6 protein-coding genes are annotated in these 5891 nt (G+C 69.3%); 5 read left to right on the top strand and 1 reads right to left on the bottom strand.

The window, feature by feature from the left end:
* Window positions 1-18: 18 nt before the first annotated feature.
* A complete protein-coding gene (locus tag HUX53_RS05490) occupies window positions 19-1233 on the bottom strand; it encodes an MFS transporter (protein ID WP_176402084.1) in 1215 nt (404 codons plus the stop codon).
* A gap of 91 nt (window positions 1234-1324) precedes the next feature.
* Here HUX53_RS05490 and HUX53_RS05485 point away from each other — a divergent pair, with 91 nt between their 5' ends.
* The 5 genes from HUX53_RS05485 (at window position 1325) to gdhA (ending at window position 5833) form a co-directional block, all read left to right on the top strand.
* Window positions 1325-1675, top strand: coding sequence for a DUF488 domain-containing protein (locus HUX53_RS05485; RefSeq protein WP_176402083.1), 351 nt, complete (start codon window positions 1325-1327; stop codon window positions 1673-1675).
* 281 nt (window positions 1676-1956) lie between these two features.
* Window positions 1957-2595, top strand: a complete 639-nt coding sequence (locus tag HUX53_RS05480; RefSeq protein WP_176402082.1) for a DUF4360 domain-containing protein — start codon at window positions 1957-1959, stop codon at window positions 2593-2595.
* 121 nt (window positions 2596-2716) lie between these two features.
* Window positions 2717-3487: a transposase family protein gene (locus HUX53_RS05475; RefSeq protein WP_176402081.1), complete on the top strand. Its 771-nt coding sequence runs from the start codon at window positions 2717-2719 to the stop codon at window positions 3485-3487.
* A 117-nt stretch (window positions 3488-3604) separates the two neighbouring features.
* Window positions 3605-4255, top strand: a complete 651-nt coding sequence (locus HUX53_RS05470; RefSeq protein WP_176402080.1) for a DUF4360 domain-containing protein — start codon at window positions 3605-3607, stop codon at window positions 4253-4255.
* A gap of 201 nt (window positions 4256-4456) precedes the next feature.
* Window positions 4457-5833, top strand: a complete 1377-nt coding sequence (gene gdhA, locus HUX53_RS05465) for an NADP-specific glutamate dehydrogenase (protein WP_176402079.1) — start codon at window positions 4457-4459, stop codon at window positions 5831-5833.
* Window positions 5834-5891: the final 58 nt, after the last annotated feature.

Genomic DNA, 5891 nt, shown 5'->3' with positions numbered 1-5891 from the left:
CGGTGTGAAGGCCGCCGGTCAGCCGGCGGGGACGGGGTGGATCGGCTCCGGGGCCGGTGCGGAGCGGCGCATCAGGAGGGGGACGCAGGCGAAGATGAACGTGCCCATGACCAGGAAGTACGGCGTGGTGCCGGCGTCCAGCAGGAAGCCGCCGGCGAACGGGCCCAGGAAGAAGCCGAGCTGCCGCACCTCCGACAGGCCGAAGTAGGCGCCCTTGTGCTCGTCGGACGCCATCTCGTGGACGGCCATGTCCGGCATCGGCAGCAGGATGCCCTCGCCGATCGTCCAGAAGGCGATCCCGACGTACAGCCAGAGCAGGCCGGACGGGCTCGCCCAGAAGCACGCGAACGCGATCGTGAAGTTCGCCGCGCCCAGCACGATCATGGTGGTGCGGCCGAGGAGCCCCGAGACCCGGTCGATCGGAAGCTGCAGGGCCAGGGCGAGAACGGCGTTGGTGATGAACAGGACGGCGAAATACCCCTCGGTCCGGTCGCCGTACTGGCCCTTCATGTACAACGGGATCATCGACTCCAGCTGGGAGAAGACGAAGAAGACCACGATGCCGCCGGTGACGACCGCGAGGAGCCGCCGGTCGCGGAGCGTCACCGTGACCGACTCCCGCGCGGACGACTCGGCCCCCTTGATGCGCGGCGGCTGCAACGCCACCAGGTCGCGATTGCGCACCAGCACCAAGAGCAGGTAGGACGCGTAGAAGAACGCGGGAACCGCGAAGAACGCCACCGGGCCGACGTGGTAGAGCGCACCGCCGATCGCGGGCCCGCCGATCGCACCCGCGCACAGCGTCATGTAACGCACGCGGAACATGCGGCCCTCGTCATCCGCCGCGTGCGACAGCAGCTTCTTCGCGCCCGGCTCCACCATCAGCCGCGCCCCGCCCAGCAGCAGGAACAGCACCACGATCGCCGCCGCGTCGCGGACCGAGGCCAGCAGCCCGTACACCGCGACGTAGCACAGCAGCCCGGCCCGCAGCAGCGGGACCGCGCCGAGCCGGTCGACGATCATCCCGCCGAGCAGCCCGCCGAACGCGGCGACGAGCGCCACCGCCCCGACGACGGCGCCGACCGCCGGCTTGCCGAGGCCCGTGTGCTCGCTCAGGTACAGCGGCGCGAACGGCATCGCCGCGAAGAACGCGAGCGAGTTCAGCAGCGCGCCGCCCTCCAGCAGCCGCTGCGCCGGGCTGAGCCGCCATAACGGCACCCGCGAATCCGTCATGCGACCTCCCCGCCGATCGGCTGGGCCGAGGCTACGGCCCGGCACCGACAAAACCCGCGCATCGCTTCCGCAGACGGGGTATGGAGGAAGCATGGAGGTCAAGCTGCGCAGGGTGTACGAGCCCGCCTCGTCCGATGACGGCAAGCGGGTCCTGGTCGATCGCGTGTGGCCGCGCGGGCTGTCCAAGGACAAGGCCCGGCTGGACGAGTGGGAGAAGGACGTCGCCCCCTCGACTGAGCTGCGCAAGTGGTACGGCCACGACGTGGACAAGTTCGGCGAGTTCACCGACCGCTACGACGCCGAGCTGCGCGATCCCGACCGCGCCGCCGCCCTCGACCGGCTCCGCGAACTCGCCGGCGACGGCACCCTCACCCTCCTCACCGCGACCAAGGACATCGACCACAGCCAGGCCGCCGTCCTCGCCGACCGCCTCCGCGGCTAGACCCGGCCGTCCCGCAGCCGGCCGCCCGGCGGGCTTCGCGTGCCCTGGCCGCCGCTTCTACGCGTTCTGTACACGGTCGTTTGAATTTGTTGTGCAACTTGATGGAACGCTCCCTTTTAAAGGAAAATTTCATGGACGTTCCAACGTGCCTGTTGGCGGGCTCTGGAGCGCTTTAATTGGCCCGCTCCATCGGGTATCACCGTGTTGAAAAATGCTGATTGACCCCCTTGACCTGGGAAGTTTACGCTCCCTTTGCGCAGGCTCCAGCGAGGAGGAATCGCATGCGTAAAGGGATTGCCGTTTCCGCTGCCGCCGCAATTGCCGGGATCGCCGTGACCGCCGTGACCGCCGGGATCGCCGCGCCGGCCTCCGCCGCCCCGCTCCGGCGCGGCCCGGACGGGGTGACGATCGAGATCGCGACCGTCAACGGGTCCGGATGCCCGGCCGGCACCGCCGCGGTCGCCGTATCGGACGACAAGGAGGCGTTCACCGTCACCTACAGCGACTACATGGCGCAGGCCGGCGGGGGCTCGAGCCCGACCGAGTTCCGGAAGAACTGCCAGATCAGCATGAAGGTGCACGTCCCGCAGGGATTCACCTACGCGATCGCGTCCAGCGACTACCGCGGGTTCGCGTGGCTGGAGCCCGGCGCCAGCGCCATCGAGAAGGCGAGCTACTACTTCCAGGGCATGCCGCAGACCGCCGCGATCTCGCACAGCCTCAAGGGCGAGTACGCCGACAACTGGCAGTTCACCGACACCAACGACGTGGCGCAGCTCGTCTACAAGCCGTGCGGCGAGGAGCGCAACTTCAACATCAACACCGAACTACGGGTGCTCCGGGGCACCTCCGACCCGGCCAACGTCAGCTTCATCTCCATGGACTCGACTGACGGCAGCATCAACACCACCTACCACTGAGCTGATTCCATCTTGATCTCCGCTGGTCACAGGCTGATCGCGGGCCGCGCGGCGGGTCGGTAATCGAAAGAGCTCCTGGTAAGTCGAGGTTTGCGACCACCTTGACCACCAGGAGCTCCTGTTGATGTTCTACCGTGCTGCGCTGGATCTGTCTCCCTCGGCCCGCGAGTTCGTGGCCGACCTGGTCCGCGGGCATCGAACGGCGCTCGGGTCCCGGTGGCGGCGGTTGCCGCCGGGCCGTCAGGCGCTGCTGGTGCTGGTGTACCTGCGCCGCAACGAGACCTTCGCGCGCCTGGCGGCCGCGTTCGGTGTCGGCGTCGCGACCGCGCACCGCTACGTCACCGAGGTGATCGACCTGCTCGCCGAACTGGCCCCGGACCTGCGGCAAGCACTGCGGATCGCGCGGCGCAAGGCCTATGTCGTGCTGGACGGCACGCTCGCACCGATCGACCGGCTGTCGGGCGCAGGCGACCGCCTGTACTACTCGGGCAAGCATCGCCGTCACGGCGTGAACGTTCAGTTCCTCACCGATCCGCACGGCGAGCTGATCTGGGCCTCGCCGGCACTGCCCGGCTCGGTGCACGACCTGACCGCGGCCCGCGAGCACGGGATCATCGACGGCCTGACCTTCTGGGCGACCGCCGGCTACGCCGACAAGGGGTACCAGGGAGCCGGCGGCGCCATCGGCACTCCGTACAAGCGCAAGAAGGGCCGCAGGCTCGGGAAGCGCAAGAAGCTGTTCAACCGGTACCACGCCAAGGTCCGCGCCGTCGGCGAACGCAGCGCCGCCACCCTCAAGCAATGGCACATCCTGCGCAAGGCACGCTGCTCACCCAGTCGCATGACCGCTGTGGTCCAAGCGATCCTCACCCTCGAACACCAGGGCCGATGAGGATGGAATCACCTCACTTCTCCTGGATGCAATGCCCCCCGTGGTGAACACCCCCGCGGCGAAAGCCCGTGGTGAACACCCCGCGGTAAGGAGCCCCGAGTAAAGGAGTAACGACCGATGCGCAAAGGACTGACCGTCTCGGCGGCCTGCGCGGCCGCCCTGGCGCTGCCGCTGTCGGCGGCCCCCGCCTCCGCCGCGCCCGCCGACCCGCCGCCGCCCGACCGGATCGTCATCGACGTCCTCACGGTCAACGGGTCCGGCTGCGCGGCCGGCACCGCCGCGGTGGCGACGGCGAGCGACAACACCGCGTTCACCGTCACCTACAGCGACTACCTGGCCCAGGCCGGCGGCGGCTCGAACCCGACCGACTTCCGCAAGAACTGCCAGATCAACCTGCGCGTGCACGTCCCGCAGGGGTTCACCTACGCGATCGCCGGCGCCGACTACCGCGGCTTCGCGTACCTGGCGGACGGCGCGTCCGGCATGGAGAAGGCCAACTACTACCACCAGGGCATGGCGCAGACGACGCCGGTCAGCCACACGATCAAGGGCGCCTACTCGGACAACTGGCAGTTCTCCGACCGGACGCCCGTCACCGAGCTCGTGTTCGCGCCCTGCGGCGAGGACCGCAACTTCAACATCAACACCGAGCTGCGGGTGTACCAGGGCAGTGCGGACGCGTCGCAGACCAGCTTCATGGCCTTCGACTCGGCCGACGGCGGCGTCAAGACCACGTACCACTTCGCGTGGAAGAAGTGCCCGGGCTGACGGCACGTCTCCCGGACCCGCCGGGCCGCGTCCCCGCCCAGGGAGGGACGCGGCCCGGCGTCGTGGTCGTCCGGCAGGCGCCTTGTGTGTCGGTGGAAGGTCAGTTGTCAGTCATGGACGGGTCCCGACCTGCGGTCACCGCGTCTCAGGCGGTGAAACGCACGTTTTAGAGTGGAGGGGACTGAAGGAAGGAACCTCACCATGCCACTGGCCCCCCGTCTGCCGGCGCCGCCCGAGACCCTCGCCGTCCTGGAAGAGTCCTACGACAGGGTCCTGCGGCGCGACCCGGGCGAACCTGAGTTCCATCAGGCCGTCCACGAGGTTCTCGAATCCCTCGGCCCGGTGCTGGCCGCGCGGCCGGGGCTGGCCGCCGCCAAGCTGGTCGAGCGGGTCATCGAGCCGGAGCGGCAGATCATGTTCCGGGTCCCCTGGCAGGACGACAACGGCGAGATCCACGTCAACCGCGGCTTCCGCGTCGAGTTCAACGGCGCGCTCGGCCCGTACAAGGGCGGGCTCCGCTTCCACCCGACGGTGAACCTCGGCATCGTCAAGTTCCTCGGCTTCGAGCAGATCTTCAAGAACGCGCTGACCGGGCTCGGCATCGGCGGCGGCAAGGGCGGCAGCGACTTCGACCCGCACGGCCGCTCCGACGAGGAGGTCATGCGGTTCTGCCAGTCGTTCATGACCGAGCTGTACCGGCACGTCGGCGAGCACACCGACGTCCCGGCCGGCGACATCGGCGTCGGCACCCGCGAGGTCGGCTACCTGTTCGGGCAGTACCGCCGGGTCACGAACCGCTGGGAGGCGGGGATGCTGACCGGCAAGGGCGCGCTGTGGGGCGGCTCCGCCGGCCGGACGGAGGCGACCGGCTACGGCAACGTCATGTTCACCTCCGAGATGCTCCGCCGCCGCGGCGAGGACCTGGACGGCCAGCAGATCGTCGTGTCCGGCTCCGGCAACGTCGCGATCTACACGATCGAGAAGGCGCAGCAGCTCGGCGCCAACGTGATCACCGTGTCGGACTCCAGCGGCTACGTGGTGGACGAGAAGGGCATCGACCTCGACCTGATCAAGACGATCAAGGAGGTCGAGCGGGGCCGCGTGTCCGACTACGCGGAGAAGCGCGGCGGGTCCGCCCGGTTCGTCCCCGGGGGTCGAGTATGGGACGTCCCGGCCGACATCGCGCTGCCGTCCGCGACGCAGAACGAACTGGACGCGGAGGCCGCGCGGGTCCTCGTCCGCAACGGCGTCAAGGCGGTGTCCGAGGGCGCCAACATGCCGACCACGCCGGACGCCGTGCACATCTTCCAGGACGCGGGCGTCGCCTTCGGCCCCGGCAAGGCGGCCAACGCCGGCGGCGTCGCCGTCAGCGCCCTGGAGATGCGGCAGAACGCGAGCCGCGCCTGCTGGTCGTTCTCCCGCGTCGAGGAGGAACTGGCTGCGATCATGACGAACATCCACGAGACCTGCTACGAGACCGCCGAACGCTACGGCGCTCCCGGCGACTACGTCGTCGGCGCCAACATCGCCGGCTTCGAACGCGTCTCCGACGCCATGCTCGCCCAGGGCCTCATCTGACCAACCCCCCGGGAACGGGCGCCTTCAACGGCGAGGGCCCCGCCACCCCGGCCATCCC

This window comes from Actinomadura sp. BRA 177 (assembly GCF_013372625.1).
GTDB lineage: Bacteria > Actinomycetota > Actinomycetes > Streptosporangiales > Streptosporangiaceae > Spirillospora.
The sequence above is the reverse complement of the archived record's forward strand: the minus strand, read 5'-3'. Positions and strand labels throughout refer to the sequence as shown.